The sequence below is a fragment of the Streptomyces sp. NBC_01485 genome, assembly GCF_036227125.1.
GTDB lineage: Bacteria > Actinomycetota > Actinomycetes > Streptomycetales > Streptomycetaceae > Streptomyces.
Map to the genome: position 1 here is coordinate 4034166 of NZ_CP109435.1, position 25583 is coordinate 4059748.

The 25583-nt window shown below is 70.7% G+C and carries 22 protein-coding genes and 2 pseudogenes; 8 read left to right on the forward strand and 16 right to left on the reverse strand.

The window, feature by feature from the left end; translation table 11 throughout:
* The first annotated feature begins 61 nt into the window (after positions 1-61).
* Complete coding sequence (locus OG352_RS18465) at positions 62-850, forward strand: SDR family oxidoreductase (protein WP_329218249.1); 789 nt, start codon at positions 62-64, stop codon at positions 848-850.
* A gap of 136 nt (positions 851-986) precedes the next feature.
* Complete coding sequence (locus tag OG352_RS18470; protein ID WP_329218250.1) at positions 987-2555, forward strand: sodium:solute symporter family protein; 1569 nt, start codon at positions 987-989, stop codon at positions 2553-2555.
* 32 nt (positions 2556-2587) lie between these two features.
* Here OG352_RS18470 and OG352_RS18475 read toward each other — a convergent pair.
* A pseudogene (locus tag OG352_RS18475) lies at positions 2588-3136 on the reverse strand (ADP-ribosylglycohydrolase family protein); the annotation flags it as partial.
* Here OG352_RS18475 and OG352_RS18480 point away from each other — a divergent pair.
* Together OG352_RS18480 and OG352_RS18485 are read left to right on the forward strand one after the other, a co-directional pair.
* Positions 3072-4673 carry a transposase gene (locus OG352_RS18480; protein WP_329218251.1) on the forward strand — a complete coding sequence of 534 codons (1602 nt, stop codon included), beginning with the start codon at positions 3072-3074 and terminating at the stop codon, positions 4671-4673. The pseudogene OG352_RS18475 and the gene OG352_RS18480 sit on opposite strands and share 65 nt — an antisense overlap.
* 19 nt (positions 4674-4692) lie before the next feature.
* Positions 4693-5223: a DUF2165 domain-containing protein gene (locus OG352_RS18485; protein ID WP_329218252.1), complete on the forward strand. Its 531-nt coding sequence runs from the start codon at positions 4693-4695 to the stop codon at positions 5221-5223.
* A 99-nt stretch (positions 5224-5322) separates the two neighbouring features.
* Here the strand turns inward: OG352_RS18485 and OG352_RS18490 are convergent, their stop codons facing one another.
* The 3 genes and pseudogenes from OG352_RS18490 to OG352_RS18500 form a co-directional block, all read right to left on the reverse strand.
* Positions 5323-5904, reverse strand: coding sequence for a hypothetical protein (locus OG352_RS18490; protein ID WP_443072297.1), 582 nt, complete (start codon positions 5902-5904; stop codon positions 5323-5325).
* A gap of 99 nt (positions 5905-6003) precedes the next feature.
* Positions 6004-8619, reverse strand: a complete 2616-nt coding sequence (locus OG352_RS18495) for a bifunctional FO biosynthesis protein CofGH (RefSeq protein WP_329218256.1) — start codon at positions 8617-8619, stop codon at positions 6004-6006.
* 217 nt (positions 8620-8836) lie between these two features.
* Positions 8837-9679, reverse strand: a pseudogene (locus OG352_RS18500) (LLM class F420-dependent oxidoreductase); the annotation flags it as partial.
* A 258-nt stretch (positions 9680-9937) separates the two neighbouring features.
* On the opposite strand from OG352_RS18500, the gene OG352_RS18505 reads away from it, so the two are divergent.
* Entirely contained in the window at positions 9938-10744 is an 807-nt protein-coding gene (locus tag OG352_RS18505; protein ID WP_329218260.1) for an SDR family NAD(P)-dependent oxidoreductase, read from the forward strand.
* A gap of 141 nt (positions 10745-10885) precedes the next feature.
* On the opposite strand, the gene OG352_RS18510 is transcribed toward OG352_RS18505, so the two are convergent.
* Both OG352_RS18510 and OG352_RS18515 read right to left on the reverse strand, forming a co-directional pair.
* Positions 10886-11494 carry an ALF repeat-containing protein gene (locus OG352_RS18510; protein ID WP_329218261.1) on the reverse strand — a complete coding sequence of 203 codons (609 nt, stop codon included), beginning with the start codon at positions 11492-11494 and terminating at the stop codon, positions 10886-10888.
* A 194-nt stretch (positions 11495-11688) separates the two neighbouring features.
* Positions 11689-12516: an endonuclease/exonuclease/phosphatase family protein gene (locus tag OG352_RS18515; RefSeq protein WP_329218262.1), complete on the reverse strand. Its 828-nt coding sequence runs from the start codon at positions 12514-12516 to the stop codon at positions 11689-11691.
* Positions 12517-12599: 83 nt separating this feature from the next.
* Here OG352_RS18515 and OG352_RS18520 point away from each other — a divergent pair, with 83 nt between their 5' ends.
* Positions 12600-12995, forward strand: a complete 396-nt coding sequence (locus OG352_RS18520; RefSeq protein ID WP_329218263.1) for a nitroreductase/quinone reductase family protein — start codon at positions 12600-12602, stop codon at positions 12993-12995.
* An 8-nt stretch (positions 12996-13003) separates the two neighbouring features.
* Here the strand turns inward: OG352_RS18520 and OG352_RS18525 are convergent, their stop codons facing one another.
* The 10 genes from OG352_RS18525 to OG352_RS18570 all read right to left on the reverse strand — a co-directional run bounded on the left by OG352_RS18525 (position 13004) and on the right by OG352_RS18570 (position 23505).
* Positions 13004-13714 carry a restriction endonuclease gene (locus OG352_RS18525; protein ID WP_329218264.1) on the reverse strand — a complete coding sequence of 237 codons (711 nt, stop codon included), beginning with the start codon at positions 13712-13714 and terminating at the stop codon, positions 13004-13006.
* 25 nt (positions 13715-13739) lie between these two features.
* Complete coding sequence (locus tag OG352_RS18530; RefSeq protein ID WP_329218265.1) at positions 13740-13949, reverse strand: hypothetical protein; 210 nt, start codon at positions 13947-13949, stop codon at positions 13740-13742.
* Positions 13950-14134: 185 nt separating this feature from the next.
* Positions 14135-14422, reverse strand: a complete 288-nt coding sequence (locus OG352_RS18535) for a hypothetical protein (RefSeq protein WP_329218267.1) — start codon at positions 14420-14422, stop codon at positions 14135-14137.
* A gap of 102 nt (positions 14423-14524) precedes the next feature.
* Complete coding sequence (locus OG352_RS18540; protein ID WP_329218268.1) at positions 14525-16795, reverse strand: FtsX-like permease family protein; 2271 nt, start codon at positions 16793-16795, stop codon at positions 14525-14527.
* Positions 16792-17466: an ABC transporter ATP-binding protein gene (locus tag OG352_RS18545; RefSeq protein WP_329218270.1), complete on the reverse strand. Its 675-nt coding sequence runs from the start codon at positions 17464-17466 to the stop codon at positions 16792-16794. Before OG352_RS18545 ends, OG352_RS18540 begins: the two co-directional genes overlap by 4 nt.
* 76 nt (positions 17467-17542) lie before the next feature.
* Complete coding sequence (locus tag OG352_RS18550) at positions 17543-17953, reverse strand: hypothetical protein (RefSeq protein ID WP_329218271.1); 411 nt, start codon at positions 17951-17953, stop codon at positions 17543-17545.
* Between the two features lie 141 nt (positions 17954-18094).
* Positions 18095-19567 (reverse strand): aldehyde dehydrogenase family protein, encoded by a 1473-nt coding sequence (locus tag OG352_RS18555; RefSeq protein ID WP_329223880.1) that lies wholly within the window; start codon positions 19565-19567, stop codon positions 18095-18097.
* 44 nt (positions 19568-19611) lie between these two features.
* Positions 19612-21342: an N-acyl-D-amino-acid deacylase family protein gene (locus OG352_RS18560; protein ID WP_329218273.1), complete on the reverse strand. Its 1731-nt coding sequence runs from the start codon at positions 21340-21342 to the stop codon at positions 19612-19614.
* A 138-nt stretch (positions 21343-21480) separates the two neighbouring features.
* Positions 21481-22599: an LLM class flavin-dependent oxidoreductase gene (locus tag OG352_RS18565; RefSeq protein ID WP_329218275.1), complete on the reverse strand. Its 1119-nt coding sequence runs from the start codon at positions 22597-22599 to the stop codon at positions 21481-21483.
* Positions 22600-22734: 135 nt separating this feature from the next.
* A complete protein-coding gene (locus OG352_RS18570) occupies positions 22735-23505 on the reverse strand; it encodes an SDR family NAD(P)-dependent oxidoreductase (protein WP_329218276.1) in 771 nt (256 codons plus the stop codon).
* A 313-nt stretch (positions 23506-23818) separates the two neighbouring features.
* On the opposite strand from OG352_RS18570, the gene OG352_RS18575 reads away from it, so the two are divergent.
* Both OG352_RS18575 and OG352_RS18580 read left to right on the forward strand, forming a co-directional pair.
* A complete protein-coding gene (locus OG352_RS18575; protein ID WP_329218278.1) occupies positions 23819-24553 on the forward strand; it encodes a hypothetical protein in 735 nt (244 codons plus the stop codon).
* Between the two features lie 153 nt (positions 24554-24706).
* Positions 24707-25537: a hypothetical protein gene (locus OG352_RS18580; protein ID WP_329218279.1), complete on the forward strand. Its 831-nt coding sequence runs from the start codon at positions 24707-24709 to the stop codon at positions 25535-25537.
* Positions 25538-25583 lie beyond the last annotated feature (46 nt).

Consider the following 25583-nt stretch of genomic DNA (forward strand, 5'->3'; position numbering starts at 1 on the left):
CCTGCGGTCGCCCCTACTCTGACGCACCGTCAGAAAACGTGCCAGGGCCAGGAGGTCACCCATGTCACTGCTCACCGGCAGGACCGTCGTCGTCTCGGGTGTCGGGGCCGGGCTCGGGCATCAGGTCGCCGCCGCCGTCGTACGGGACGGCGGGAACGCGGTGCTGGGGGCGCGCACCGAGGCGAATCTCGCCAAGAGCGCGGCCGAGATCGACCCGGCGGGGGCGCGTACGGCGTACCGGGTCACCGACATCAGGGACGAGGGGCAGTGCGAGGCGCTGGCGGAGCTGGCGCGGGAGCGGTTCGGCGGGATCGACGCGGTGGTCCAGGTGGCCGCCTGGGACTCGTACTTCGGCGGGGTCGAGGACGCCGACTTCGCCACCTGGCAGTCGGTGATCGACGTGAACCTGCTGGGCAGTCTGCGGATGGCGCGGGCGTGCCTGCCGGGGCTGAGGGCGGCGGGCGGCGGGGCGGTGGTGTTCATCGGGACGCAGTCCGCCGTCGCCGCGCCCTCGCAGGTGCGGCAGGCGGCGTACGCGGCGTCGAAAGGGGCGTTGACCAGCGCCATGTACTCCCTCGCGCGGGAGCTCGGGCCGCACCGGATCCGGGTCAACACCGTGCTGCCGGGGTGGATGTGGGGGCCGCCGGTGCAGGCGTACGTGCGGTTCACCGCACAGGCGGAGGGGGTGGCGGAGGAGGAGGTGCTGGGGCGGCTCACGGGGCGGATGGCGTTGCCCGGGCTCGCCACGGACGGGGATGTGGCGGACGCGGCGGTGTTCCTGGCGTCGGACCGGGCGCGGGCGATCACCGGGCAGTCGTTGCTGGTCAACGCCGGGGAGCTGATGCGGTGAGTTCACGTAGGTGAACTCGGAACACCATGGCGAATTCCTTTACCTCTCCTTGGCCTTACGCTTACTTGTCGTGTTCATGCGACAGCGCCCACGATGAGCCGGGTCGAACGCCGGGCTGAACCATGGGAGGGCGCGCATGAACGGTCTCGACTGGGCCGTGTTGATCGGCTACTTCGGCGTGATGGTCGCCATCGGCGTCTGGTCGCACAAGCGCGTCGACAACGTGAGCGACTTCTTCACCGCCGGCGGCAAGATGCCCTGGTGGCTGTCGGGCATCTCGCACCACATGTCGGGCTACAGCGCGGTGATGTTCACCGGGTACGCGGGCATCGCCTACACCTACGGCGTCACCTCCTTCGTCACCTGGTCCTTCCCCATCGCGCTCGGCATCGCCATCGGCTCGAAACTGTTCGCGCCGCGCATCAACCGGCTCCGCTCGCGGCTGCACGTGGCCTCGCCGCTGGAGTACCTGAAGAACCGCTACGACCTCAAGACGCAGCAGGCGCTCGCCTGGTCGGGGATGCTGCTGAAGATCGTGGACGTGGGGGCCAAGTGGGCCGCCATCGCGACCCTGTTGTCCGTCTTCACCGGGATCTCCCTCAACCAGGGCATCCTGATCACCGGCGCGATCACCGCCGTCTACTGCACGATCGGCGGCCTGTGGGCGGACGCGCTGACGGAGTTGGGCCAGTTCGTCATCCAACTCCTCGCCGGCGTCGCGATGTTCGTCGCCGTCGTACTGAAACTGAACGACAAGGGCATCGGCTTCTTCGGCGCGTGGGACGAGCCGGAGCTCCAGGGTCACGGGGAGCCGCTCGTGGGACCGTACGGCACGGTGTTCCTGCTCGCGTTCCTCTTCATCAAGCTCTTCGAGTACAACGGCGGCATGCTCAACCAGGCCCAGCGGTACATGGCCACGTCCGACGCGCACGAGGCCGAGCGGTCGGCGCGGCTGTCGGCGGCGCTGTGGCTGGTGTGGCCCGTGGTCCTGTTCTTCCCCATGTGGATGTCGCCGCTGCTGGTGGAGTCGCAGAAGCCCGACGGCTCCGACTCCTACGGCCTGATGACCGAACAGCTCCTGCCGCACGGCCTGTTGGGCCTGGTCATCGTCGGTTTCTTCTCGCACACGATGGCCATGTGCTCGTCCGACGCCAACGCCATCGCCGCCGTCTTCACCCGGGACTGCGCGCCGGTGGTGTGGCGCAGGGCACGGACCTGGAACGAGGGGCAGGGGCTGCGCGTCGCCCGGATCACGACCGTCGTCTTCCTCGGGCTGTCCATGGCGGCGGCCACGCAGGTCAACTCTCCCGCCTTCAAGGACATCATCACCGTCGTCATCAAGTGGGTGGCCGGGCTGATGGGCCCGATGGCGATCCCGATGATGCTGGGCCTGCTGCGCCCGTTCCGCCGCTCCGGCCCGACGGCCGCGCTGACCAGCTGGTCGATGGGCCTGCTCGCCTTCTGGCTGGTCAACTACCCGATCAACTGGAACGTCGACGGCGGCGTCCCGCTCCAGTACCAGGTGTCGATCCCGCTGGCCGTGTCGCTGGTCCTCTACATCCTCATCGGCTTCCTCAAGCCCGAGGACACCCCGGAACGGCTCGCGATCATCGAACGCATCAACACGGACGGGGACGGCGGCGCTTCGGCGGCGGCGGAGGTACCGGGGGCGCGGGACGAGGTCCCCACCGCGGTGAAGGACTGAACTCCCGTGGCGTCCGAGGTATCCGAAGGGGACTAACTCCCCCTCGGATACCTGGCCAGCCACCCCGGCGAAGCCCCGGCAGGACCGTGCAACGCCGGCCCCTGGGTCATCTCCATGGCGAAGTCGTCGGCCAGTTCCAGGATCGTGGGGCGGCCCTCCAGCTCGGCCAGCCAGGCCGGCGGGAGGGCCGTCTCGCCGTGCTGCGCGCCGAGGAGGCCGCCGGTGAGGGCGGCGGTTGGCGCGGAGGGGGCCCCGTGGTTCACGGCGAGCCGCAGCCCGTGCCGGACGTCCTCGGCGACGAGGGCGCAGTAGACGGCACCGGCCAGCACCGCTTCCGCCGTCCCCTCCCCCGCCAGCTCCTCCACCCGCCCCGGCCCCGGCAGCCCCTGCCGTACGGCCCCCAGCGCGCGCTGCAACGCCTCCGCCACCGGCTCGTGTCCCGGCCACGCGGCGAGCAGGGCGAGCGCCCGCTGCACCGCGCCGTCGAGACTCTCGCCGCAGGCCAGCGCGTGCACGGTGACGGCGTACGCGGCCGCCGAGAGGTACGCCGTGGGGTGGCCGTGGGTCTGCGCCGCGCACTCGGAGGAGGTGCTGCGGCTGGTGGGCGCGCATCTCGGCTCGCTGGCCTCGCGTGACCTGAAGGCCCGCTGCGCGGATGCTCTGGCGCACGATGGCGAGAGGTGGGCGGCGCGCAAGCGGGAACTGACACCCCTGTCCTCCTCACGCTGGGCGGGAGCGATCACCAAGGCCAGCCACGACCAGTGGGCCCTGTCCCGCCGGTGCCAGCTCGCCCACATCCAGAGCCTGGAAGCCGATATCGGCACGATCAGGCACCGGCTGTCCCTGCCGCTGCGGGAGAAGGGCAGCAGGCGCGCGCCTGGCGGCTACCGCTCCCGGCGGGAGTGGCACGCCAAGACCCGCCGCCTGCACATCCTTCAGGACCGGCTGGAGCAGGCCCGCTCCGACCGTGAGGCCGGGATCGTGCACGTCGTACGGGGCGGCAAGCGCCTGGCCCGCACCCGCCACCACCTGGCGGACGCGCAGCTCACCGAGGCCGGGTGGCGGCAGCGGTGGGAGGCCGAACGCCGGTTTTTGCAGGCCGACGGCGAGTCCGGGAAGCGGTACGGCAACGAGACGATCCGCGTCAGCCCGGACGGCGAGGTGAGCATCAAACTCCCCGCCCCGCTGAAGGAGCACGCGAACGCCCCGCACGGCCGGTACGTCCTCGCCAGCCAGGCCGGCTACCCGCACCGGGGGCAGGAGTGGACGGACCGGGTGGAAGCCAACCGCGCGGTCGCCTACCGCATCCACTACGACACGGCCCGCGGCCGCTGGTACCTGACCGCGTCCTGGCAGATCCCGGTCTCCCGGACCGTCCCGATGGCCGCGGCCCTGGCGGACGGCGTGATCGGCGTCGACATGAACGCCGACCACCTCGCCGCCTGGCGCCTCGACACCCACGGCAACCCGACCGGCCACCCGCGCCGCTTCTTCTACGACCTGTCCGGCACCGCACAGCACCGTGACGCCCAGATCCGCCACGCCCTCACCCGACTGCTGCACTGGGCCCAGACCTGCGGCGTCACAGCGATCGCCGTCGAAGACCTCGACTTCACCGCCGGGAAGACCCGCGAGAAACACGGCCGCAAACGCCGGTTCCGGCAGCTCGTCTCCGGCATGCCCACCGGCCGCCTCCGCGCCCGCCTCACCTCCATGGCCGACCGCACCGGCATCACCGTCATCGCAGTCGACCCGGCCTACACCAGCCGCTGGGGCGCCCAGCACTGGCAGAAGCCCCTCACCGGCAACACCCGTAAGGCCACTCGCCACGACGCGGCAGCCGTGGCGATCGGAAGGCGCGCCCAGGGATATCCGATCCGGCGACGGACGGCACCGCCCCGCACTCACCAGAGCGATGAGTGCGGGCATCGGACCGTCCAGGCCCGACCGGAGATCCCTGGGCGTGAGGAAACCCGCCCCCGCATCCCCGGACCACGCACACGATGCGTGCCACCGGACTGCGGAACGAACGCGGGCAACCAGAACGCCCAAAACCGCTCGGGGCGCTCGGCTGAGCATGGATCCTGGCAACAGGACTCACTCCCACTCAGTCTTTAGGAACGGTAGGGACACCGTCATGACCACCCCCACCTCACGTATCTCACACGCCACACGCGTGCTTCCTCTTACCGCCGCTCTTCTCACCGGAACGGTCGCGCTCTACACGCTTCTCGTCGCGTTCGGGAACATCACCGACTTCGGTACGAACCAGCAGTTCGTGCGGCATGTGCTCGCGATGGACACGACGTTCAAGGACGACGACCTGATGTGGCGGGCGGTGACGAGCAAGGGGCTGCAGGACGCGGCGTATGTCGCGATCATCGCGTGGGAGACCGTCGCCGGGCTGGTGCTGGCCGCCGGGACGTGGTTCTGGGCGCGGCGGGACTTCATACGCGGGCGGGCGCTGGCCAGTTACGGGCTGCTGATGCTCATGCTGCTCTTCGGCGCCGGGTTCATCGCGATCGGCGGGGAGTGGTTCGCGATGTGGCAGTCGAAGAGCTGGAACGGGCTGGACGCCGCCACCCGGGCGTTCCTGTTCAGCGGGGTCGTCCTCATCGTCAACCACCTGCCGATCGGCCAGGAACGGGACGTCGAATCCCGGGTGTGACGCCGGGACTTGAGGGACCGACAGGACCCGCGGGACTTGCAGGACCCGCGGGACTTGCAGGACCCGCGGGACTGACAGGACCCGCGGGACCGACAGGACCTACTCGACGACCCTGACCCTCGTCCCCGTCTCGCCGAAGGCCCACAGCGCCGTCCCGTCCGCCTTGGGCATCCGGATGCCGCCTGTCCGGGTGCCGGTGGCGGCCGGGGGCGGGGAGGAGCCGTCGACGGCGTTGGAGAAGGCGATGTTCACGCCCGATGTGGCGGAGAAGTAGATGACGTGCTCGATCGCGACGCCGTCGGAGCCCGTGACGGCGTCCCGGCGCAGCGACACCGTGTAGCTGCCGGCGACCGGGTTCACGGTGCCCGGCCAGACCGTGAACGTGCGGCGGGCCGTGTCGTCGGCGTCGACCAGCCAGACCCGGTGCTGTCCCAAGGAGTAGACGATCCGCCGGCCGGTGCCGGAACTGCCGGGCACCGCGGCCGCCTTCGGGGGAGACGACGGTTTCGGCGAGGCCGAGGGGCGCGTGCCCGGGGACGCCGAGGCGCTCGGGCGGTGCGCCGCCGTCGGGTGCGGGCCGTTCTCGGCCTGCGCCGTCAGGGCGACGACCGCGGCGATCGCGCCGACCGTCAGGCCGGTGACCCAGGCCCAGGAGGGAAGCCGTCGGGCAGGCACGGGCACGCATCTCCTCAGCTACGGGACCCCTCCGTCAGGAGGGGTCCGATCATCGTACTGTGGGGATCCTGTCGAGCTGTCCCGCGGCCTTCCCGCAGCGTTCTTTCAGTCGAGCACCGGCAGCAGTTCCGGCAGGTGGCCGTCGGACGCCGTGGCCGCGCGCTGCCGCTCCTGCGGCACCTCGCCGTACAGCGTCGTACGCGGTCGGGCCGGGCGGCCCGCCGCCTCCGCTACGGCGATCAGGTCCTTGACGGACTTGTACGAGCCGTACGACGAGCCCGCCATCCGCGAGATCGTCTCCTCCATCAGGGTGCCGCCGACGTCGTTCGCCCCCGAGCGGAGCATCTCCGCCGCGCCCTCGGTGCCCAGTTTCACCCAGCTCGTCTGGATGTTGGGGATGTGCGGGTGGAGGAGGAGCCGGGCCATCGCGATGACCGCCCGGTTGTCCCGCATGGTCGGGCCGGGCCGGGAGATGCCCGCCAAGTACACCGGCGCGTTGGTGTGGATGAAGGGGAGTGTGACGAACTCCGTGAAGCCGCCGGTCTGTTGCTGGATGCGGGCGAGGGTGCGCAGGTGCCCGAGCCAGTGGCGCGGCTGGTCGACATGGCCGTACATCATCGTCGAGGACGACCGGATCCCGACCTCGTGCGCCGTCGTGACGACCTCGATCCAGGTCGCCGTCGGCAGCTTGCCCTTGGTGAGGACCCAGCGGACCTCGTCGTCGAGGATCTCGGCCGCCGTGCCGGGGATGGAGTCGAGCCCCGCGTCCTTCGCCGCCGTCAGCCACTCGCGGATCGAAAGGCCGGTGCGGGTCGCGCCGTTGACCACCTCCATCGGCGAGAACGCGTGGACGTGCATGCCGGGGACCCGCTCCTTCACCGCCTTCGCGATGTCGAAGTACGCCGTGCCGGGCAGGTCCGGGTGGATGCCGCCCTGCATGCAGACCTCCACCGCGCCCAGTTCCCAGGCCTGTTGGGCGCGGTCGGCCACCTGGTCGAGGGAGAGCGTGTACGCGTCGGCGTCGGTGCGGCGCTGCGCGAAGGCGCAGAAACGGCAGCCCGTGTAGCAGACGTTGGTGAAGTTGATGTTCCGCGTGACGATGTAGGTGACGTCGTCGCCGACGGCTGCGCGGCGGACGTCGTCCGCGATCCGGCACAGGGCGTCGAGGGCCGGGCCGTCCGCGTGGAGGAGGGCGAGCGCCTCGGCGTCGGTGAGCTTCGTCGGATCGTCGGCGGCCGTGCGCAGGGCTTCGCGTACGTCGGTGTCGATGCGCTCCGGGACCATGCCGGGGGCGGCGGCCTCGCGCAGGGCGGCCCAGTCGCCGTACACCTCGTCGAAGTCGTCGCGGCGGTCGGACGTGCGGCCGTCGGTGTCGATGGTGCGGTGCAGGTCCGTACGGCCGGACGGCACGAACACCTCCTCCGGCTCCTGCCAGGGGCGGCCCTCGACGACTGCGTCCGCCGCGGCCAGTCCCGTCCGCGGGTCGGCGAGCGCGCGGACGTGCGGGAGCAGCCGCGGGTCCAGCCAGGGCTCGCCGCGGCGGACGAACTCCGGGTACACGCACAGGCGTTCGCGCAGCTCGAAGCCGGCCGCCGCGGACTTCTCGGCGAGTTCCTCGATCTGCGGCCAGGGGCGTTCGGGGTTGACGTGGTCGATGGTGAGCGGGGAGACGCCGCCCCAGTCGTCGACGCCCGCGCCGATCAGCCGTTCGTACTCGCTGTCGACGAGGTTGGGCGGGGCCTGGAGGCAGGCGCTCGGCCCCATGATCAGGCGGGCGACGGCCACCGTGGCGACGAGTTCGTCGAGTTCGGCGTCCGGCATGCCGCGCATCGCGGTGTCCGGCTTGGCGCGGAAGTTCTGGATGATCAGTTCCTGGACGCCGTGGTAGGCGCGGGCGATCCTGCGCAGCGCGAAGAGCGACTCGGCGCGTTCGCCGTCCGTCTCGCCGATGCCGATCAGGATGCCGGAGGTGAAGGGGACGGAGGAGCGGCCGGCGTCCTCCAGGACGCGCAGGCGGACGGCGGGTTCCTTGTCCGGGGATCCGTGGTGGGGGCCGCCGGGCTCGGACCACAGCCGGGTGGCGGTCGTCTCCAGCATCATGCCCATGCTGGGCGCGACGGGCTTCAGCCGCTGGAAGTCGGTCCAGGACATGACTCCGGGGTTGAGGTGCGGGAGCAGTCCCGTCTCCTCCAGGATGCGGATGGAGATGGCGCGGACGTAGGCGATGGTGTCGTCGTAGCCGTGCGCGTCGAGCCACTCCCTGGCCTCCGGCCACCGCTCCTCGGGCTTGTCGCCGAGGGTGATGAGGGCTTCCTTGCAGCCGAGGGCGGCGCCGCGCCGGGCGATGTCGAGCACCTCGTCCGGGGACATGAACATGCCGTGCCCGGCGCGGCGGAGCTTGCCGGGGACGGTCACGAAGGTGCAGTAGTGGCACTTGTCCCGGCACAGCCGGGTGAGGGGGATGAAGACGCTCTTCGAGTACGTGATGACGCCGGGCCGGCCGGCCTCCGCGAGCCCTGCGTCCCGCACCCGGGCGGCGGACGCGGCGAGGTCCGTCAGCGCCTCGCCGCGCGCCTGAAGCAGCACGACCGCCTCGCCGACGTCGAGCGCGACGCCGTCCCGAGCCCGTTTGAGAGCGCGACGCATGGAGTTCTCGGTGGGGCCGGGGGTCGGGCCGGGGCCGGTTCCGGGGCCGGTTCCAGAGGTCTCGGAGGTCGTCATCCTTTGAGCATACGTTCGGGCTGATCAGAGCCGGCGGGGTGCCCGATTCCTCCCGCCGGCGCGGCCGTTACACGGTGTCACTTGTACCGGTGCCGGTGCCGGTGCCGGTGCCGGTGGCCGTGCCGGTGCCGGTCGCCGTGCCGGTGCCGGTCGCCGTGCCGGTGCCGGTCGCCGTGCCGGTGCCGGTCGCCGTGCCGGTGCCGGTGGCCGTGCCGGTCAGGTACCCGCTGTACCCGTCGAGCAGGCCCAGCACCTCCGCCTCCCCCACCGGCGGCAACTGCACCACGACCTCCTCGATGCCCAGCTCCGCGTAGTACGCGAGCTTGCCAGGGGACGGCTGGACGGCGTACGGCACGACCTGGAGAGCGGACGGCTCGCGCCCCGCGTCCGCCCACGCGGCGCGCAGCGCGGGGAGCGACCCGGAGAGGCCGCGGCCGCCGATCGGCAGCCAGCCGTCGGCGTACTCGCAGATGTGCGAGAACAGCTTCGGGCCCGCGGCTCCGCCGACGAGGGTGCGGGGGCCGGTGACCGGGCCGCGCGGCTTCTGCACGGGCTTGGGGTGGGCGGTGCTGGCGCGCACGCTCCCGTACTCCCCGTCGTACGCCGTCGGCTCGTCCGCCCACAGGGCCTGCATCAGCCGCATCCGGTCCCGGACCAGTTCGCGGCGCGTACGCCATTCCACGCCGTGGTCGGCGGCCTCCTCCACGTTCCACCCGTAGCCGAGGCCGAGGGTGAACCGACCGCCGGAGAGGTGATCGACGGTCGCGATCTGCTTGGCGAGGTCGATCGGGTCGTGCTGGGCGACGAGCGTGATGCCGGTGCCGAGCCCGAGTCTCTCGGTGACGGCGGCGGCCTGGCCGAGGGCGACGAAGGGGTCGAGGGTGCGGCCGTACTCACGCGGCAGGTCGCCGCCGGCCGGGTAGGGGGTGGTCCGCTCGACCGGGATGTGCGTGTGCTCGGGCAGGTAGAGCCCGGCGAACCCGCGCTGCTCCAGCTCACGGGCGAGGCGGATGGGGGTGATCGTCTCGTCGGTGAGGAAGATCGTGACGGCGATGCGCATGGCGGGCCTTTCGCTGCGTACGGCTCTTTCGACGGCGGCGTAGCGGGTGAGGTTCTCGGGTGAGGTTCTCGAGTGGCGTTCTCGGGTGCCGTTCTCATCTGTACCGGGAGAGGGGACGACTGTCCATACCGACTGGTCGGCATCGGGGGGTGGGTCCCGTCCGGGAAAGCAGGTTCGCCGCCGACCCAGAATCGGCATGGGTCCTAGACTGGGTGGATACACACCACAAAATTCGCATTCTCGACGAGGAGATGCGTCATGAGCGTGTACGACCTGACCGGACGCAGGGCGCTGGTGACGGGCGGTGCCCGGGGACTGGGCGCCGGGATGGCGCGGGCCCTTGCGCAGGCCGGTGCCGCCGTCGTGATCGGCGATGTCCGGGAGGAGACCGGCAAGGCGACGGCCGAGGCCCTGAGGGAGTCCGGGGCCACCACCGGGTTCGTGCGGCTCGACGTGACCGAGGACGCGGACTGGGAAACTGCCGTGGCGCAGACGATCGCCGAGTTGGGCGGCCTGGACATTCTCGTCAACGACGCCGGGGTCGAGCTGTCCGGTCTGCTCGTCGACCTCGACCCGGCCGACCTCCGCCGGATGCTGGAGGTGAACGTCGTCGGCACGGCGCTCGGCGTCAAGCACGCGTTCCGCGCGATGCGGCCCGGCGGCCCGGCCGGTGACGGGGGCGCGGTCGTCAACGTCTCGTCGGTCGCGGCGAACATCCCGTTCCCAGGCGTCTCGGGCTACTCCGCGTCGAAGTCGGCGGTCGACCGGCTCACCCGGGTGGCCGCGCTGGAGTCCGGAAAGCTCGGCTACGGCGTGCGCGTCAACTGCATCTACCCCGGCCTCGTACCGGTCACCGCGATGGGCACCAAGGTCATGGAGGACATGGAGACCCTCGGCCTGTGGCCCAGCGCCGAGGCGGCTCTCGGCGACGTCGTCGCCCTGACCCCGCTCGGCCGCCTCGGTGAGGTCGCCGACATGGCCGACGCCGTCGTCTTCCTCGCCTCCGACGGCGCCCGCTTCATCACGGGCGCGGGGCTGGCGGTCGACGGCGGCATGGGCATGTGACGCCCTCCCGGCACGCCGGGTCCCCGGTAGGTGCGGTGCAGAAAGGTGACACTCGCGCACCGAAGTGTCACCTTTCTGCGCGGACCACCCCCCGAGGGGGCAGGCACCGGGCAGAGAGCCTGCCCCGCCCGAGTCCGCGCCCTACACGCCCTGGCCGTTCACCTCGTACCGCCCGACCTCCAGGAAGTACCGCAGCTCCTCCGGCGTACCTTCGATGGCCTGCCCGGCAGCCACGCGGAGGGCGTCGCTGATGGTCGGGTCGGCCAGGATGCGGGCGATGGCGACGCGGTCGTCCTCGGCCCGGGCCAGGCGGAAGCCGGTCTCCAGGAAGGCACGCAGGGCCTCCGGGGTACCGATGTCCAGGGCCCTGTTGGCCTCCCGGACGACCCCCCTGCCGGAGTCCTTGGCCCCCAGGATGCGGACGACGGCGACAGCGTCGTCCTCGGCCCGGGCCAGGCGGAAGCCGGTCTCCAGGAAGGTGCGCATGTCGTCCACGGTGCCGTCGAGGGCCTGGTTGGCCTCGCGGACGACCCTCTTGCCGCTGTCCTCGTCCGCCAGGATGCGCAGGATCGCGATACGGAGGTCGTGCTCTGACATCTCGTCAACCGGCGTCTCGGACACCGCCGTCGCTGTTGCCGTCGCGGTTACCGTCGGGCTCGTCGGGGCTGTGGCGAACGCCGGGGTCGTGAAGAGGATGGCCGGTGTCACGGCGATGGCCGCTACGAGCAGGGCGGTGCGGTGCTGCCTCATGGGTGTCCCTCCGTTGTTTAGCAGCCAGTGTGAAGATCCTCTCCGTGGTGCGCCAACGAATTCTCCGCCGCCAGTGGGATGGGCCAACTCCCCTGCGTGCTATGAGTGTTCATGTGGGGAGGGATCTGGTTTGGCGACCGGCATCACGTCTACGAGGACAGTCTCGCCGTCGCCAGGGACTCGTCGGGCACGGCTCAAGCAATGGCCTCCGTCAAGTCCGCCACGACCGCCGCGTGGTCCGAGGGCCAGACCCCGTCCACGGGGCCGTGGCCCGCGCGCCGTACCGCCCGTACGTGCCCCTCGCCCGCCGGGCCGGGCAGGCCCACGTGGATGTAGTCGATGCGGGCGGGTGGTTCCAACAGGCGGGCGGCGTAAGGGTTTTCGGGGGTCCAGGTGACGGCGGGGGCGGTCGGGTCGGCGTAGTCCCAGGCGTCGCGGAGGACCAGGCCGGGGACGGCCGGCATCGTCCTCGTACCGCCGAGGAGGCGCACCTCGTCGGAGTCCGGCCAGGCGTTGAAGTCGCCGGTGACGACGGGCGGGAAGGGGGTGCCCGCGCGGTGCCGGGCGACCAGTTCCGCGAGGGCCGTGACCTGGGCGCGGCGCACCGCCGACGCGTGCGCGGCCGACGTGAGGTGAGTGGTGAAGAACGGGACGTCGAAGGCGGGGGCGGCCACGCGCGCATAGAGGGCCAGGCGGCCGTCGGCGAGGTCGGGGGGCGCGGGGAGCAGCAGCGTCTCCTGTTCCGTCACCGGCCAGCGGCTCAGCACCGCGACGCCGAAGTCGGCCCGGTCGGAGTCCGCGGTCCGGCTCCGCCAGCGTTCGGGGGACGGCGACGGGGCCCACGTCCAGTGCAGGCCCAGTTCGTCGGCCAGCCACTCGGCCAGGTTCTCGGCGTCGGCCGCCCACACCTCCTGCAGGCCGACCACGTCGGGGCGCAGCTCGCGCAGCACCGCCAGGATCGCCTTCTGGCGTTCCCGCCAGGGGCCGAACCTCCACCACAGGTTCCAGGTCACCACGCGCACGTGCAGCCACCCGCTCTCGTCCCGCCGACGGCGTCGGGGACCATTGAAGCAACAGCGCCACGTGCGAAGGAGCCCCACGGACGATGTCCAGTCCCACCGATCGCCGTTTCCGTGCGACCACCGCCTTCCAGCGGTACGTCGCGAACCCGCTCACGCGCCGCCTGCCGTTCCACACGCTCCTGGAGACCACCGGCCGCGTCTCCGGCCTGCCCCGGCGCACCCCGCTGGGCGGACGCCGGGTCGGCGACTCCTTCTGGCTGGTCTCGGAGTTCGGTGAGCGCTCGCAGTACGTCCGCAACATCCAGGCCGATCCGCGGGTGCGGGTGCGGCTCGGCGGGCGGTGGCACACCGGCACCGCCCACCTCCTCCCCGACGACGACCCCGTCGCCCGGCTGCGCACCCTGCCCCGCGCCAACAGCACGGCCGTACGGGCCCTGGGCACCCAACTGCTCACGGTGCGCGTGGACTTGGCCGACTGACGCTGCTGCTAGGAGAGGGCGTTCGGCCTGCGCGGCGGCGGGAGGGCCCGCAGCAGTTCCCACAGGGGACGTGAGCCGGACGCCCACGTTTCGAGGGTGTGGCGGTCGACCACGTGCAGCCGTTGCTGCCTGGCGAAGGTCACGGCCGGCGCGGTCACCCGGCCGTTCGTCACGATCACCGCGACGTCGGCGCCGTGGACCTGGCGTGCGGTTCCGTTGAGTACCTGCAGGTCCGGTGTGCCCACCGCGGAGCCGGCGAGGCCGTTGCGGCGGTGCTTGCACTGGATCACCCAGTGCCGTCCGTAGGGGTCGGTGGCCTTCACGTCGGCGCCCAGGTCTCCGCCGCCCCCGACGCGGACGGCGTCCCGGCAGCCGTCACGGCGCATCAGGTCCCGCACCGCCTCCTCGAAGCGGGCGTGATGCAGGGCGTCCAGTTGGGGCAGCCCGTACCGCAGGCCCTGTGCGCGCACCGCTTCCCACCGCGCGCTCTGCTGCTTCTGGTGGAGCCGGACGCCGCCGGCCAGCGCCGCGAGCGCGCCGATGACGACCAGGACCCACCAGTGGGCCAGCAGCCAGTTGACGACGGCCACGACCAGGGCGATGGCCAAGGCCGCTGCCACGAGGAGACCGACCAGCCGGTCGTCCGCGCGCCCACGCCCACGCCCGCGCCGTCCGCTCGGCCTCCGGGTACGCCGCCGGGCCGGCGGACGCCTGGTCATCGCCGCCCCTCGCGCGCGCGGCGGCTCATCGGCCGGCCTGGGTGACGCCGCTCGCGAGCTGCCCGAGGACGTTCAGGACTCCCTGCCCTGCCGGGGTGGGAGCGATCAGGATCCCCAGCGCCAGGACGATGACGACGGTCAGCTTCTCGTCAGTGCGACTTCGGGACTCCGTACGCCGACGCAGTCGCCATACGACGACGACTGCGAGCAGCACCGTCACGTTGATGGTCAGCAACCGTCCAGGCCTCCCCCGACACCGAGCCGGCACACCGTGCGTGCGGGCGGGCGGCATCGCACCGCCCAGCCCTCTTGTGTAGTCGGGCGTCGATGATGTCGGAGGCAGGTTGCCGACGAATGGCACGAAGCGATCGGACCTGGCCGGATACCGTACCGGCGACTATCAGCCGTCACCCCACAGGATCAGCCGCCGGCCTCGGCGACGTTGTCGGCGCCGGCCCCTTCGTCCTGGGCCGCCATGCCGAGGAAGCGCCGGACCGCTTCGACCGGCATGTCGAGCCCTTCGGACGCGGACTGCTCGTCGCCGAACACCTGCACCGCCTCGGTGACGGCCACGGCCAGTTCGACCTCCGCCCTGCGGGCCTTGGCCTCCGCCTTGTCCACCATGTCGACCACCGCCAACTGGCGGCGCTGCTTCTCCTGAAGCCGCTGCTTACGAGAAGGGGTCTTGTCAGAGTTCTGCACAGACATGACGAAGATCATAATCAGTCGGGCGCGCACCCTCGAAATCAGCAACTCGCCTGTCCTCAAGGGTGTTCGCGGCTCCAGGGCCCGGCATCGCAGCCGCCGTCCTCAGTCGCGGCGGATCAGTTCCGGGTCGATGCGGCGGCCCACCAGCGGAAGCGAGCCGAGCGCTGCCGCCGCCAGGACGCCCGTCGTGGCGAGGGCCAGCAGGGGGATGCCCTCCACGTCCCAGCGGATGGCGCCGCCGCCGGTGATCAGGTAGCTGGACTCGGCGAGCTTGCCCGAGACCAGCGCCAGTGCGAGTCCGATGCCGAGCGGCAGCACCACCTGGGCGCACTGCACCGCCCGCATGGTTCTGGCCCGCGCGCCGATCAGGGTGACGGCGGTGACCTGGGAGCGGCGTTCGACGGCCCGGTCGGTGACGGACACGAGGAACGCGGCCACGCCGATGACCAGGCCCATGATCATGCCGAGAGCCAGGAGGGTCTCGACCACGGAGATCTGCTCAAGGCCCTGGACGTTCAGTCCCACGAGTTCGATCTCGGCGATCGGGGCGACAGCGGCGATGCCGTCGAGGACCGAGCGGACCTGGCCGGGGTCGGAGCCGCTGGCGAGCAGGAGTTGCGCGTCGCGCGGGCGGGCGTCGGCGGGCAGTGCGGACGGGGGGACGAGGAGCGCGGTACTGGCGATCATCGATGCGGAGTACGCGTTGATGACCATCCGCTGGGAGGGGATCGTGATGTTCAGCTCTTTGCCCTTCCCCCCGTCGAAGCGGAAGGGGTAGGACTTGCCGGGTTTCGGATCGGTTCCCGTGGTGGGGTCGACGAGCCGCATCACTCTGCCGTCCACGCATCCCTCGGCATACTCGACCATGCGCTCCAGTTGGGCGCAGGTCGCGACCACAGCCGTGGCCGAGTCCGGGATACCGGGTGCGTTGAGGTCGATCCAGGAGTTCATCATGACGGCGTGCGCGCGTACGTCGGGTACGTCGGCGAGTTTCCGCTGCTGCTGTGCGGTGAGGGCCGACGGGCTGAGCGAGTATTCCTGCACAGGAGCTTCCGGGCGGGTGACCTGTTCCAGCTGGATAAGGACGCCCTGGGCGAGCGAGGCGACGTAGACGAGCAGCACGAGACCGGTGACCACCCGCATCGTGCTGCCCGGCTCCGCCTCGTTGCGCCGCATCGCCAGGTTGAGTGTCAGGGACTGCGTGGTCCGCGCCACCCGGCTCGCCAGTGCGTACGACAGCAGCGGCAGGGTCAGTACGAGTCCGACGCCCGTCAGCACGACTCCGGCGACCACCAGAAGCGCGTTCACGCCGAGACTGTTGGCGGGGTGCCCCATCAGGCCGGTGGCACAGAAGCCGCACACGATACCCAGGCCGCTGAGCAGCAGCAGACCGCCCCATTTGGACGGGGGTCGCGGCACCGCCGTACGCCGTACCGCGAGCGGGTTGGCGGTCGCGTCCCGCGCGCTCTTGCGGCCGACGAACCAGGCGAGGGCCGGGCAGCCCAGCAGGCAGATCGCGACGGTGGACAGGGACAGTGCGCCGTCATCCGGATACCAGCGCAGTCCGGGCAGTCCGGCCCGGGACATCACCTGGTTGAGGATCCAGTACTCGCCGAGTCCCAGCACGGCGCCGAGCAGCGCCGCGACGACGGTCTCGGCGGCGTTGACGCGCTGGGTGCCCTTGCGGCTCAGCCCGAGCAGCCGCAGGGCCGCGAGGCGGCGCATCCGGCTCGCGGCGGAGAGCCGGGCGCAGACGGACAGGAAGATGCCCAGGGGCAGCAGGACCAGCGTGGCCAGGGCGAACCGGACGTCGGTGAGGGTGGACGGATCGACAGCGGGGGACGGGGCATAGTCGTAGCCGAACCCCTTCAGGGTCCGTGCCTCGTGGGCGATCCGGGTGCCGTCGGTACCGACGTAGGCGAACAGCTCATCCGGGTGGGCGAGCCCGGCCGGACTGATCACACCCGCCTCGCGGCCCGGCAGCAGCGCCTTGGCGGCGGGCGCCTCGCGCAGCAGTTCGTGCACGCGCGGGGAGACGAACACCTCGCCCGGGGCGGGCAGTCGGCTCAGCCCGGGGGGAACCGGATGCGCACCCTCGGTGCCCTTGGCGACGAAGACCCGGGTGAACGGCCGTGAGCCGTAGGCGTCGTCGCGCTCCAGGACGAGCGTGCCGTCCGCCGGCCCCTTGGAGGAGGTGACGGGCTCCCGGGCGGCGGTGCGTCCGTCGTGGGCGTGGAGGATCGCCGGGACGGTGAGGACGAGGGCGAGGCAGCACACCCCGATGGAGCCGCCGGCCGCCATCAGGAAGAAACGGATGCGGTTGCCGCGTCCCGAGCCGAACAGCAGACGCAGACCGAGCAGGAATTCGCTCACTCCGCACCCCGTGGGCCGAGGACGCCGTCGGACATCGTGTAGTGGGTGTCTGCCTGGGCGGCGATCGCGGGGTCGTGGGTGACCAGGATGACGGCCGTGCCCTGCGAGCGGGCCAGGTCGAGGAACTCCTTGAGCACGGCGGAGGCGTTGGCGCTGTCGAGCGACCCGGTGGGCTCGTCCGCGAAGACGACGGCGGGCCGGTGGACCAGGGAACGGGCGACGGCGACGCGCTGGCTCTGCCCACCGGAGACCTGTCCGGGCCGGCGCTCCCGCAGCTCGCCGAGGCCGAGGCGCTCGAGCACCTCGCCGGCCGCCGCGAGGGCGGGGCCCTTGCGCTGCCCGGCCAGCCTCAGCGGCAGGGCGGTGTTCTCCTCGATGGTGAGCTCCGGCAGCAACTCGCCGTACTGGAAGACGAATCCGAAGCGTTCCCGGCGGAGCGTGCTGATCTCGTCGTCGGAGAGATCGCCGAGCACCCGCCCCTCGAACCGGACCTGGCCGCGTGTGGCGGGCAGGACGCCGGCGAGGCAGTACAGCAGCGAGGACTTGCCCGAGCCGCTCTGCCCGGTGATCGCCACGACTTCGCCGGGCGAGATGGACAGATGGGCGTCCCGGACTGCGGGCTGACTGCCGTAGGAGAGGTCGACTCCCGTGGCAGTGAGTATTTCTGACATGCGGTTGGCTTCCCCCAAGAAGCGGTGCGGGCCCAGGTGTGCACCCCTGGGCCCGCGGACGTGCTGAAGCGGTCGCCTACTTCTGGTAGTGCTTGGTCGCCGAGCAGTTGTCGGGGTTCAGCGAGCCCTTGTCACGGCAGACGCGTATGTACGCGTCGTCGGTGTACTGCGCGGCGCCGTCCCAGTTCAGCTGGTCGAAGGAGACGGTGCTCCGCTGCTTGCCGTTGTAGCGGCTCCAGTCGTAGCCCTCGACCCGCACCTGGACGTAGACGTTGTGCCCGTCACCCGGGTCGGTGTCCTTGAGGTTGCCCTTCCACTCGAAGGCTCCGTGGTTCTGCCCGGACGGCCAGAACGCGTACTGGCCGTCGTTGAAGGCTGCGCCCCCCGTGGTGAGCGTCGGAATGTTGTGCCACGAGACCGCCACCGCGGTCCCGGCGCTCAGGGCGAAGATCCCGCCCGCGAGCACGCCGACAGCCAACTTGCGCATTTTTTTCTCCCGTTTTTGTTCGCTCTGGTTGGTCGATCCAGAGAGAAACGGGAAGTTAGCAACCTCCGATCATGGAAGCAACACAAAATTGATCAGGCCATGCCAAGAGCGGTTTTCGGACACCCGTGTGACGCGTTTCCTTCACCCCGGCCAGACGATCGCCTGTACCTCGCTGTAGGCGTGCAGGGCGTACGAGCCCACGTCCCGGCCCACGCCGCTCCTCTTGAACCCCCCGAACGGCGCCTCCATGTTGCGGGCGACCGTGTTGATTCCGACGCCGCCGGCGCGTAGTTGACGGGCGACGCGGAAGGCGCGGGCCACGTCCGACGTCCAGACGTAGTCGATGAGGCCGTAGTCGGAGTCGTTCGCCAGGGCGATGCCCTCGGCCTCCTCGTCGAAGGGGACGACCGTGACCACCGGGCCGAAGATCTCCTCGCGGGCCACCCGCATGTCGTTCGTGCAGTCGGCGAGGAGGGTCGGGGCGACGTAGAAACCCCGGTCGGGAACGGTGACTTCGACGCCTCCGGTCACCACCACCGCGCCCTCCTTCCGGCCCAGTTCCACGTACGCCTCCACGCGGTCCCGGTGCGCGGCGGAGATCACCGGGCCGACCACCGTGTCGCGCTCGCGCGGGTCGCCCACCTTCAACCGGCGGGCGTATGCGGCGAGTTGTCCGACCAGCCGGTCGTAGATCCCGCGTTGCGCCAGCACCCGCGTCGGCGCCGTGCAGATCTGGCCGCTGTAGAAGGAGAACGTCGTACCGATGCCGGCCACCGCCGAGGCGACGTCCGCGTCGTCGAGGACGACCGCCGCGCCCTTCCCGCCCAGCTCCATCAACTGGCGTTTCATGTCCCGGCCGCACACCTCGGCGATGCGCTGCCCGACCGCCGTCGAGCCGGTGAAGCTCACCATGTCGACGTCCGGCGACGACACCGCCGTCTCACCGACCTCGACCGCGCGGCCGGAGACGACGTTCACCACCCCGCGCGGCACACCCGCCGCCTCCAGCGCCTCCGCCATCCGGTAGACGGACAGGGGGTCCTGCGGGGCCGGTTTCACGACCACCGTGTTGCCCATGGCCAGGGCGGGGGCGATCTTCCCGGCCGGGTTCGCCCACGGGTTGTTGTAAGAGGTGACGCACGTGACGACGCCGACCGGCTGCCGGACGGCCACCGCGCCCATCACCCCCGCCCCGCCCATCGGCCCCGCCTCGTTGACCTGCGGCGGGATCGGCCACTCGGCGGGCTCCACGCGCGCGTAGCGCCGGAAGCGGGCCGCGCCCACCCCGACCTGCATGCCGCGCGCGGTGCCGGTCGTGGCACCGGTCTCGGCCTGGGCCAGCTCGGCGTACGGGACCAGCCGGGCGCGGATGATGTCGGCGGTCCGGGCGAGGATCGCGGCCCGTTCCTCCGGCGGGGTGCGCGACCACGGGCCGAAGGCCTCGCGGGCTGCGGCGCAGGCCGCGCGCACCTGGTCCGGCGAGGCCTCGGGCGCCAGGCCGACGGTCCCCTCGGTCGACGGGTCGACGACGTCGTAGTGACCGCCGTCCGGCTCCACCCACTCCCCACCGACGAACAGCCGCTGCCCGTAGACGAGTTCATGTCCGTAGGCCAGGCCGTGCCCGTCGGTCAGACCGTGCCCGTCGGCCGCTTCACCGCTCACCTGGTGCTCACCGTCCTGGTGTCCCGTCCCGAGCGCAGCACCCGCCCCGGTACGGCGCCGGTCACGACGTCGTCGCGGATGGCCGACACGCCGTTGACGAAGACCGCCCGCACGCCGATCGCCTTCGAGTCCAGCCGCGGGCTGTCACCCGGCAGGTCGCGCACCAGGGTGGCCTTGCCCGCGTCGATCCGCTCCGGGTCGAACAGGACGAGGTCCGCATGGAAGCCCTCCTGGATCCGGCCCCGCTCGCGCAGGCCGAAGAGCCGCGCAGGGTCGTCCGTCAGCATCTTCACCGCCTGCTCCAGGCCGACCAGGCGCCGGCCGCGCAGACAGTCGCCGAGGAAGCGCGTGGTGTACGGCGCCCCGCACATCCGGTCCAGGTGCGCGCCCGCGTCGGAGCCGCCGAGCAGGACGTCCTCGTGGCTCCAGGTCTCCGCCCGCAGCGCCCACGAGTCCGGGTCGTTGTCCGTGGGCATCGGCCACAGGACCGTGCGCAGTTCGTCGGCCGCGCAGATCTCGACCAGGCAGGAGAAGGGGTCCAGGCCGCGTTCGGCGGCGATGTCGCGGACTACCCGCCCGGTGAGGCCCTCGTTCGCCGCGCTGTAGGTGTCGCCGATGACGTACCGCCCGAAGTTCGCCAGCCGCCGGAAGACGCCCGCCTCCTTGGACTCGGCCCGCCGCAGCATCTCCGCCCGGACGGCAGGGTCCCGCAGCTTCTCGATCCGCTCGGGGACGGGCAGGCCGAGGACCGGCCCCCACCCCGGGATCAGGTTCAGGGCGCAGAACGTGCCCAGGGACATGTTCATCGGCGTGAGGATCGGCATCGTCAGCGCGACGACCCGGCCCCCGGCCTTCCGCGCCCGCTCGCCGGCCACGAGCTGCCGGGGCACGCGTTCCGGGACGGCCGCGTCGACGGTGAGGACGTTCCAGTTCAGGGGGCGTCCGGCCGCCGCGCTCATCTCCACGAACAGATCGATCTCGGCGTCGCTGAACTGGTCCAGGCAGCCCGCGACGATCGCCTCGATCTGCGTGCCCTCGTGCTCCCCGACGGCCCGCGACAGCGCCAGCAGTTCGGCGGGCAGCGCGTGCCGGGAGGCGACGGGCTGTCCGTCGCCGTCGGAGTGGGACGAGGACTGCGTGGTGGAGAAACCCCACGCGCCCGCGTCCATGGCGTCGTGCAGCAGCCGTACGATCTCGGCGAGTTGCTCCTCGCTCGGCTGCCCGCCCACCGCGTCAGGCCCCATCACGTACCGCCGCAGCGCGCAATGCCCCACCATGAAGCCCGCGTTGACGGCGATCCGCCCTTCGAGCGCGTCCAGATACTCCCCGAACCCGTTCCAGCTCCAGGGCGCCCCCTCCTCCAACGCCACCAGCGACATGCCCTCCACCTTGGACATCATGCGGCGCGTGTAGTCGGCGTCGGCGGGGCGGGAGGGGTTGAGCGGCGCGAGCGTGAAACCGCAGTTCCCGGCGGCGACGGTCGTCACCCCGTGGTTCAGGGAGGGCGTCGCGTACGGATCCCAGAAGAGCTGGGCGTCGTAGTGGGTGTGGGGGTCGACGAACCCGGGCGCGAGGACGAGGCCGCTGCCGTCCTCCACCGTCCGAGCTTCCTCGCCGACCGCCCCGACGACGGCGATACGCCCGTCCCGGATACCGACGTCGGCGACATGGGCGGGCGCGCCGGTTCCGTCAACGACGGTCGCGCCTTTGATGACGTGATCGAGCACGGACCTTGCCTCCTCGAACTCCGGTGTGGTGGAGATACCTAAGGGGCGCGGGGCTGTATCGATATGCGGCTCCGCCGCGTGGGCGCGACCAGCCACAGCGGACCCGCAGTCGCCGGACAACCCGCACCCCAGCGACGATCAGGCGCCCTGCCGGAACCGCGTAGTGCGATGCACGGGATCCGTGTCGATCTTCGGAATCACGTGCTCCCCGATCAGCCTGATCGTCTGGAGCGTCTCCTCCTTGGGCACCCCGACGGGAAGTCCGAAGGACAACTGATCAGCACCGGCCTGCTCCCACCGCTTGCACTGCCGCACCACCTCCTCCGGATCCCCGCAGATCAACAGCTCCTCCTCGACGAGCAGTTCGACGAATTCGGCGTTGTACGCGGGCAGCGTCTCCGGCCACTCCGGGAAGCCCTCGGGCCGCGGGAACGTGTCGTGGTACCGGAACACCAGCGACGGCAGGTAGTGCAGCCCGCCGTTCACGGCGATCTGGATCGCCTCGTCGTGCGTGGGCGCGCAGATCGCCGTCGTCGTCACCATCACGTTGTCGTTGACGAAGTCCCCGATCGGCTCGGCGTTCACCACCGCCGTCTTGTACTGCTCCAGCACCCATTCCATGTCGGACACCTTCTGGATGCTGAACCCGAGGACGCCCAGCCCCTTGCGCGCGGCCATCGCGTACGACGGCGGCGACCCGGCCGCGTACCACATCGCCGGGTGCGACTTCCCGTACGGCTTCGGCAGGATCTTGCGCGGCGGCAGTTGCCAGTGCTTGCCCTGGAAGCCGACGTACTCGTCCTGGAGCCACATCTTGGGGAACTCGGCGATGGTCTCTTCCCAGATCTCCTTGGTGTAGTTCATGTCGGTCACCCCCGGTATGAACCCGAGGATCTCGTGGGAGCCGGCGCCGCGTCCGCTGCCGAACTCGAAGCGGTTCTCGCTGAGATGGTCGAGCATGGCGACCTTCTCGGCGACCTTCACCGGGTGGTTGACCTGGGCGAGCGGGTTGAAGATGCCCGAGCCGAGGTGGATGCGGTCGGTCGCGTGGGCCAGGTAGCCGAGGAAGACGTCGTTGGCGGAGAGGTGCGAGTACTCCTCCAGGAAGTGGTGCTCGGACGCCCAGGCGTACTTGAAGCCGGACTTGTCCGCCTGGATGACGTACTCGGTCTCCTCCATCAGCGCCTTGTGCTCGGCGAGCGGGTCGGTCTCGGCACGCTTGCCCACGTATCCCTGTACAAAGAGCCCGAATTCCAAGGCGGTTCACCGTCCCCGGTTCACGAAGATTTCTGACGTACCGTCAGTTTCGACGACTGTCGCACCGCCCGCGCGGAGGGTCAATAGCTGATGAACCGTCAGATGCGGGAGCCCGCCATCGGATGACGGGCACCGTCAGATGATGCTGACCCCGGCCAGCCAGCCCCCGTCGATCACGAACGGCTGCCCGGTGATGTACGAGGAGTCCTCCGAGGTGAGGAAGAGGGCGAGCCTCGCCACCTCCTCCGGCCGCCCGACCCGGCCCAGCGGCACCAGCTTGCGGTACAGCCCGTCGAGGGCCTTCGAGGTCTCCTCGGGGTCCGCGTCCGGGTCCAGCAGGGACGGGTTGGACATCGCGGTGTCGACGGCGCCGGGGCACACCGCGTTGACCCGTATGCCGCGCGGCGCGAGCTCCAGGGCGGCGACCCGGGTGAGGCCGAGGATCGCGTGCTTGGTCGCCGCGTACGCGCCCACCGCCGCCATCCCGGTCACGGCGGTGTACGACGCCGTGTTGACGATCGTGCCACCGTCCGCCAGCACCGGGGCCGCCGTCTTCATACCCAGGAAGCAGCCGACCTGGTTGACCTGCACGACCTGCATGAACTCGTCGAGGGGCGTGTCGACGAGGGCGTTGAAGCGCAGGATGCCGGCGTTGTTGACGAGGCCGTCGAGATGCCCGTACGCGTTCTGCGCGGCGCGCACGGCCAACTGCCAGTCGCCCTCCCGCCCCACGTCCAGGTGCACGTACAGCGCGCCGATCTCCTCGGCGAGGGCCGCGCCCTGGTCGTCCAGGACGTCGGCGACGACGACCTCGGCCCCCTCCGCCCGGAACAGCCGGGCCTCCTGCTCCCCCTGGCCGCGCGCGGCGCCGGTGACGAGGACGACGCGCCCGTCGAGCTTGCCCATGCCGAACCCCCTTCGCATCACATCACTGGAACTCGGCATCGTAACGCTGGAACTGACGATGCGTCAGATGCGTGCACGCGGCGGGCCGCACCCGATGACGCCCCGATGGCACATCGAGGGCACCCCGAGGGTGCCGGATGAGATGAAATGAATTGCGCGAGTTGTGTGAATTGCTCGAGTTACGCGGATTGCACAAGCACACGGCAAGTCGATTGAAAGCCGGGATATTTGACTCTGTCCACAGCCTGTGCGGAACCCCAATAATCCTCCACGGAACGGTAAAGCCCCCCTCAAGGACGGATCGGACGCAGTCATGGCGAAGAGAAAGCTGAAGAACCGGAAGATCCGGTACGTGGCGATCGGTGCGGCGCTGGCGACCGGCGGGGTCATCGTCACCCTGCTTCCGTCGGCCAACGCGGCCGACGCGAAGTCGACCGACGAGATCATGACCATGTGCCAGCGGACCAAGGTGCTCAACGGCAAAAACCAGTCGCTGGACGATTTCGGAGCCGGTTTCGGAGACGGCTTCAGGTCCGACAACTGTGAATTCGTCGAGACGAACTTCGAGACGTTCGACGCACCCACCGAGAAGTCGTCCATCGACTTCCCCAACTGCGAGCCGAACGCCACCACGCCGTCGAAGGTCTCCATCTCCTGGACGGCCAGCGCTGCCCAGGGACAGGGCAAATACACGTCGACCCAGCAGGGTGCGGCCGGAGGCCTCTTCGGAGCGCTGAGCGGCTCCTGGCTGAAGCACAAGGGCACCCTGGACATGACCACGAAGACGGCCACGGCGGGCGACACGGAAGAGCGCCAGGTGCCGGTCGGCAAGGTGCTCCACATGGAGTTCACGCCGAAGATCCAGCGGATGACCGGTGAATGGCGGGTGCGTATCGACGCCGACCCCGGAGCCTTCGCCAGGCAGGCCCGCCCCGAGCAGAACTTCACCGCGCCGGACGTCGTCGAGGGTCCGGCCGTCCTGCCGGGCGCCGCGGGTAGCCCCGGTCTCATGGACGGCACCTCCAAGGCGGTCCTGGAGGACTGCTGACCGACCGCCGCCCCTCCGGCATCGTCGCAGCACACCTCCAGCACCCCCCGAGCATTGCCCGACATCACTCGAACGTCGCTCGAACACCGTATGAAGTAGCAGCTCAGCACCCCGGCAGCGCCCAGTTACCCCTCCCTCCCCCTGGAGAATCCCATGGCCCGCACCCCCGGCAAGAGAAGCCACCGGAGCAAGAAGAAGCGCATCACCTTCGCCCTGGCCCCCGTGGCGGCCCTCGCGGTGATCGTCCCGCTGATGAACTCGGCGGGTGCCGCGACCCCCTCCGAAGTGAGCTCCGACTGCGCCTCGGACTCGGGCAAGCTGGCGGACTGCGACTTCGTCCCCGTCCAGAACAAGCGGAACAGCCTCGGACCCAATCAGCGGGTCTCCGCGGTGACCGACAACTGCGGATCGACCAGCACCGCTTCCAAGAGCTTCAAGGTGAGCACGTCCGTCGCCCGGACGATTCAGCTGGAGGACGGGTTCACCGCCTCGAGCACCTCGAAGCTGGCGGGCTCGATCTTCGACGTCGGCGTGAGTTTCAACACCACGGAAATCAACATCACGTCGGACACCAAGACGACCAGTCTGGACCTCACCCGCACCGACACCGTACAGACGGACAGCATCGGCTTCTTCATGTGGTCGGCCAAGCGCACCGATGTGAGCGGATTCCTGCGGGCCACGTACAAGGAAGCCCAGGACGGCAAGACGGTGTTCTTCTCACCGAGCGAGGGCGCCGCGACCGTCCACGTGTTCTATCCGCAGATCCTGAAGAGCGGAACTCCGGACGGCCGGCTGTGGCTGCGCAACGTGAAATGCGGGACGCCCCAGGCCGACGGAATCCTGAAATCGGGCAACAGCGTTCGCGCGGAACCCGGATTCGGTGAGGGCGGCGGAAACGTGACCGACGTGGAAATCGCGCAGGCCGAAGTGGAGAACCCGCCGGCGGGCGGCGAGGGCGAGCCGGTGACGGGCATAGAATAAAAGCCGTGCAGTGAGCCTTTGAGAATTCGGAAGTCCGCGAATCCGG

Bases quoted from the DNA above. Each gene is read 5' to 3' on its own strand.
- OG352_RS18465 (WP_329218249.1), top strand. From the start codon at position 62: ATGTCACTGCTCACCGGCAGGACCGTCGTCGTCTCGGGTGTCGGGGCC.
- OG352_RS18470 (WP_329218250.1), top strand. From the start codon at position 987: ATGAACGGTCTCGACTGGGCCGTGTTGATCGGCTACTTCGGCGTGATG.
- OG352_RS18485 (WP_329218252.1), top strand. From the start codon at position 4,693: ATGACCACCCCCACCTCACGTATCTCACACGCCACACGCGTGCTTCCT.
- OG352_RS18495 (WP_329218256.1), bottom strand. From the start codon at position 8,619: ATGACGACCTCCGAGACCTCTGGAACCGGCCCCGGAACCGGCCCCGGC.
- OG352_RS18505 (WP_329218260.1), top strand. From the start codon at position 9,938: ATGAGCGTGTACGACCTGACCGGACGCAGGGCGCTGGTGACGGGCGGT.
- OG352_RS18510 (WP_329218261.1), bottom strand. From the start codon at position 11,494: ATGAGGCAGCACCGCACCGCCCTGCTCGTAGCGGCCATCGCCGTGACA.
- OG352_RS18520 (WP_329218263.1), top strand. From the start codon at position 12,600: ATGTCCAGTCCCACCGATCGCCGTTTCCGTGCGACCACCGCCTTCCAG.
- OG352_RS18525 (WP_329218264.1), bottom strand. From the start codon at position 13,714: ATGACCAGGCGTCCGCCGGCCCGGCGGCGTACCCGGAGGCCGAGCGGA.
- OG352_RS18535 (WP_329218267.1), bottom strand. From the start codon at position 14,422: ATGTCTGTGCAGAACTCTGACAAGACCCCTTCTCGTAAGCAGCGGCTT.
- OG352_RS18545 (WP_329218270.1), bottom strand. From the start codon at position 17,466: ATGTCAGAAATACTCACTGCCACGGGAGTCGACCTCTCCTACGGCAGT.
- OG352_RS18550 (WP_329218271.1), bottom strand. From the start codon at position 17,953: ATGCGCAAGTTGGCTGTCGGCGTGCTCGCGGGCGGGATCTTCGCCCTG.
- OG352_RS18570 (WP_329218276.1), bottom strand. From the start codon at position 23,505: ATGGGCAAGCTCGACGGGCGCGTCGTCCTCGTCACCGGCGCCGCGCGC.
- OG352_RS18575 (WP_329218278.1), top strand. From the start codon at position 23,819: ATGGCGAAGAGAAAGCTGAAGAACCGGAAGATCCGGTACGTGGCGATC.
- OG352_RS18580 (WP_329218279.1), top strand. From the start codon at position 24,707: ATGGCCCGCACCCCCGGCAAGAGAAGCCACCGGAGCAAGAAGAAGCGC.